This window comes from Pseudoalteromonas sp. Z1A6 (genome assembly GCF_011378745.1).
GTDB lineage: Bacteria > Pseudomonadota > Gammaproteobacteria > Enterobacterales > Alteromonadaceae > Pseudoalteromonas > Pseudoalteromonas arctica.
This window is the reverse complement of the sequence record NZ_WTKW01000327.1, coordinates 1-4,680: the sequence shown is the minus strand read 5'-3', so window position 1 is coordinate 4,680 and position 4,680 is coordinate 1. Positions and strand designations below refer to the sequence as shown.

The following is a 4,680-nucleotide window of genomic DNA, read 5'->3' as shown; positions in this document are numbered from 1 at the left end:
TTACGAATAATTCAAAATCACAAGGACTTAACTAAACTCTTTTGCTAAAATGCTGCTGAAAAATGCGGCGAGGAAATAATGCATGTGGCTTGAGCAACTCAGGCGTCGACTGGCAAAACCTAAAACATCTGTACAATTATGCTTATTAGGCGTAGTTGCCGGATTAATTGCTGCATTTTTTATTATTTTATTTCGCTTAACTATTTTGTTTTTTCAAAGCTTATTTTTGGAAACACCTGACGACTTTACTACCCTACCCACTCTTGAACGCGTTTTAATGCCATTAATAGCCGCATTTTTAATTGCGTGCTTTGCTGCATTTACTGGCTTTAAACATTACCGTTTAGGCATTCCTTTTGTTATTCATCGTATTAAACGCCATTACGGGCAAATGCCTTTATACAATACGGTTAATCAATTTGTTGGTGGCGCACTTGCACTCATTAGCGGTTTTTCGGTTGGCCGAGAAGGGCCTTCCGTACATATGGGCGCAACAGGTGCGAGTATTTTAGCGGATAAACTACATTTACCGCATAACGCCATGCGTACTTTAAGTGGTTGCGGCGTTGCAGCAGGTATAGCCGCTTCGTTTAATACCCCACTTGCAGCCGTTATTTTTGTAATGGAAGTGGTACTTCGAGAATATAAAGTACACATATTTGTGCCAATCATGCTTGCTGCTGTTACTGGTGCACTCGCTACGCAGTTTGTTTTTGGTGAAGGCTCTGAACTTGCACTCATTACAATAGCGCCATTAAGTGGTTGGCATTACCCTTATTTAATATTATGCGGTATGGCGCTGGGCGCTATAGCATTTAGCTTTAATCAAAACTTAATGCTAATTATTAAAACATTTAAACCTTTAAGTATGTTTCCTCGTTTACTAATCGCAGGCTGTATTGCCAGCTTGATAGCTTACGCGGTGCCTCATGCTATGGGTTCTGGTATGAGTGCGATTACTATCGCGGTTGAATCGCCTGATAACGTAAAGCTGCTTACTACCATTTTAATAGCTAAACTACTTGCCACATTGTTTGCTATTGGTTTGGGTATTCCTGGTGGTTTAATTGGTCCGGTAATTGGGCTTGGTGTATTAATTGGGACATTAATGGCCTTTTTTGCTCAATATATTAGCCCGGGTACTGATATTGCGGGTACGTATGGGGTTTTAGGTATGGCTGGATTATTAGCGGCTACACTGCATGCACCACTTGCTGCATTAACAACAGTAATGGAGCTTACATCATCACCTGAAATAATCGTTCCTGCGATGATAGTTATAACCACTGCATATGTAACTGCATTACAATTTTTTGGAAATCGCTCCATATTTTTGCAACAATTAGATTTTCAGGGATTGCCGTACCATGTATCTCCCGCTACCGAAGCATTACAAAAAGTGGGAATAATGGATGATATGGATGAAGACTTTAAATTGCTTTACTCAGACGATAAAGAGCAAATAAAAAATACGCTTGATGCCATGGATAGCCAAACACCCTTGATTGTTTTTGACGAAGAAAATGGCTATCGCCTCGCTGAATACGATTTAACGCTAATGTCTGATGAAGCAATAAATATAAATTACATTAGCTTGCAGGGCATCAGCAGCCAAGCCACCCTAGCCGATGCATTCGATATACTAAAAGATAAAAGAAGTGGCGCGCTTTACGTTTATAACCTTTTAGATAATCAACAAATTATGGGGCTATTACGCTGGGATCAAATTCATCATATTTTAACCATTCGTAACAGCTTACTTTAAGCAATAAGGACTATTATGAGCGCATTATTGATTTATAAAACACTCCACATATTTTTTATGATTGCGTGGTTTGCCGGTATTTTTTACTTGCCTCGATTATTTGTATATCACGCAATGAGCGAAGAAAGATCATGTAACTCTATGCTTAAAGTTATGGAGCGCAGGTTACTTTATTTCGTAACCCCATTTGCTGTTTTAACGGCTGTGTTTGGTGTGTTAACCATTGTTGAATATGGTCGTGATTGGTTTAAATACAGTATGTGGCTACATTACAAACTTGTACTGGTAATTATTTTATACCTATACCACGGCTACTGTTTTAAGTTATTAAGTGACTTTAAACATGACCGAAACACTAAAACAGACCGCTTTTACCGTATTTTTAATGAGCTCCCTGTTATTGCGCTGCTCATCATAGTGGCACTTGCGGTAATAAAACCTAATTTATAAGCGTTTCGGTGCATGTTAAACTGCGCTGCAATTTACAATACTTGCTATAACACGCGCGATTGCGTGCTCCATTTATGGATTATCGCGCCCATTTGATTGATTAGGAATTACCCCATGTTAAGTTTCCAAGGCGAACATATACTGTCTGTAAATCAGCTAGACAGAGACTGCATTGAACGTATTTTTGCAGTAGCTAAAAAAATGGAGCCTTATGCTAAAAAACAAAAGCAAACAACGGTGCTTAAAGGCGCTATTTTAGCTAATTTGTTTTTTGAACCAAGTACTCGCACGCGAGTTAGCTTTGGTACCGCCTTTAACTTACTAGGCGGTGGTGTACGTGAAACTACAGGTATGCAAAGCTCAGCGCTTGCAAAAGGTGAATCACTTTACGATACCGCGCGCGTTATTTCAGCTTACGCCGATGCTGTTGCTATGCGCCACCCCGATGCAGGCTCAGTAAGTGAATTTGCTGATGGCTGTACTGTGCCAGTTATTAATGGCGGCGACGGCCCAAATGAGCACCCGACTCAAGCATTACTTGATTTATTAACCATTGAGCGTGAATTACACCGTTTTGATCAAAATATTGATGGCATGCATATAGCGCTTGTGGGTGATTTAAAATATGGTCGCACAGTGCATTCTCTATCAAAGCTATTGTGCCATTATAAAAACGTAAAGTTTTCGATGGTCGCGCCTGATGGCCTACAAATGCCAACGAGCATTTTAGATGCCGTAGAAAATGCAGGACACAAAATTGAGCTAGTAAACAAGATGGAAGGTAATTTAGCCGCCGATATTGTCTACCAAACACGTATTCAAGAAGAGCGCTTTCCTTCACAAGAAGAAGCAAATAAATACCGTGGCGGTTTTAGAATTAGCCAATCTATTTACAGCGCTCATTGCAAACCTAACTCTGTGTTAATGCATCCGTTACCACGTGATAGTCGCTTAGAAGCCAACGAGCTTGATAACGACTTAAACAGTAACGACAATTTAGCAATATTCCGCCAAGTACAAAATGGCGTATTAATTCGTATGGCACTGTTTGCTTTAACACTCGGCGTAGAAAATAAAGTCGATAAGTATGAAGTGGACGTACCTTGGTTTAGCCGCAAACGCGACAGCTAAACCCTCTTTAAGTGACAATTTATAGGATTTTTCATGACAATTAGCCAAGACTTATTTGAACGCGCTCAAGCCTCTATTCCAGGTGGCGTAAACTCGCCAGTTCGTGCTTTTAACGGTGTAGGCGGTACGCCGCTATTTATTACAAAAGCAGAAGGCGCGTTTACATTTGATGCCGACGGTAATCGTTACATTGATTATGTTGGCTCTTGGGGGCCTATGATCATGGGCCATAACCACCCTGCAATTAAACAAGCCGTGCACGAAGCAGTAGAAAATGGCCTTAGCTATGGCGCGCCAACTGAAGCCGAAATACTAATGGCTGAAAAAGTAAAAGAGCTGGTTCCATCAATCGAAAAAGTACGCATGGTTAGCTCAGGCACTGAAGCAACTATGAGTGCAATTCGTTTAGCGCGTGGCTTTACCGGCCGCGATAAAATATTAAAATTTGAAGGTTGTTACCACGGCCATGCTGACTCGTTATTAGTTAAGGCTGGCTCTGGTGCACTAACAATGGGCGTACCTAATTCTCCTGGTATTCCTGAGGACTTTGCTAAGCATACACTTACTGTGTCGTTTAATAACCTAGATGAAGTAAAAGCTATTTTTGCAAAATACGCTGACGAAATTGCCTGTATTATTGTAGAGCCAGTAGCCGGTAACATGAACTGCATTCCACCAGTACCTGGCTTTTTAGAAGGTTTGCGTGATGTGTGTGACGAATATAAATCAGTACTTATTTTTGATGAAGTAATGACGGGTTTTCGTGTTGCACTTGGCGGCGCTCAAGCGTATTACAACATTAAACCAGACCTTACGTGTTTAGGTAAAGTCATTGGCGGCGGCATGCCCGTTGGCGCGTTTGGTGGTAAAACCGAAATAATGGATTACATTGCGCCTGTGGGCCCTGTTTACCAAGCGGGTACTCTTTCTGGTAACCCTATTGCGATGGCTGCAGGTTTAAAATCACTTGAGCTATTATGTGAGCCAGGTCTACACGATAAGTTAGAAGCAACGTCTAAAGCAATTTGTGAAGGCTTTGAAGCTGGCGCTAAAAAAGCAGACATTGCATTAACAACTAATTATGCTGGCGGCATGTATGGATTCTTTTTTACTGATGCTGAAAAAGTAACGACATACAAACAAGCTACTGAATGCGACCTAGAGCGCTTCAAACGTTTTTTCCACCTTATGCTTGAAGAAGGTGTGTACCTTGCTCCATCAGCATTTGAAGCTGGTTTTGTATGTGCTGCGCATACTGAGCAAGAAGTAAAAGAAACAATAGCGGCAGCAGAACGCTCGTTTGCTAAACTTTAAGTTAAAATTACTTTTTATAT

4 protein-coding genes are annotated in these 4,680 nt (G+C 40.9%); all 4 read left to right on the top strand.

Features of this window, described 5'->3' with window-relative positions:
* Positions 1–82: 82 nt before the first annotated feature.
* The 4 genes from GQR46_RS16405 (at position 83) to hemL (ending at position 4,660) form a co-directional block, all read left to right on the top strand.
* Positions 83–1,765, top strand: coding sequence for a chloride channel protein (locus GQR46_RS16405; protein ID WP_007584866.1), 1,683 nt, complete (start codon positions 83–85; stop codon positions 1,763–1,765).
* 15 nt (positions 1,766–1,780) lie between these two features.
* Positions 1,781–2,215: a CopD family protein gene (locus tag GQR46_RS16400; protein WP_007584864.1), complete on the top strand. Its 435-nt coding sequence runs from the start codon at positions 1,781–1,783 to the stop codon at positions 2,213–2,215.
* A 114-nt stretch (positions 2,216–2,329) separates the two neighbouring features.
* Complete coding sequence (locus tag GQR46_RS16395; protein ID WP_007584862.1) at positions 2,330–3,346, top strand: aspartate carbamoyltransferase; 1,017 nt, start codon at positions 2,330–2,332, stop codon at positions 3,344–3,346.
* Positions 3,347–3,379: 33 nt separating this feature from the next.
* The gene (gene hemL, locus GQR46_RS16390; RefSeq protein ID WP_165741544.1) at positions 3,380–4,660 is read left to right on the top strand and encodes a glutamate-1-semialdehyde 2,1-aminomutase; all 1,281 of its coding nucleotides are present in this window, start codon (positions 3,380–3,382) and stop codon (positions 4,658–4,660) included.
* The last annotated feature ends 20 nt before the right edge of the window (positions 4,661–4,680 follow it).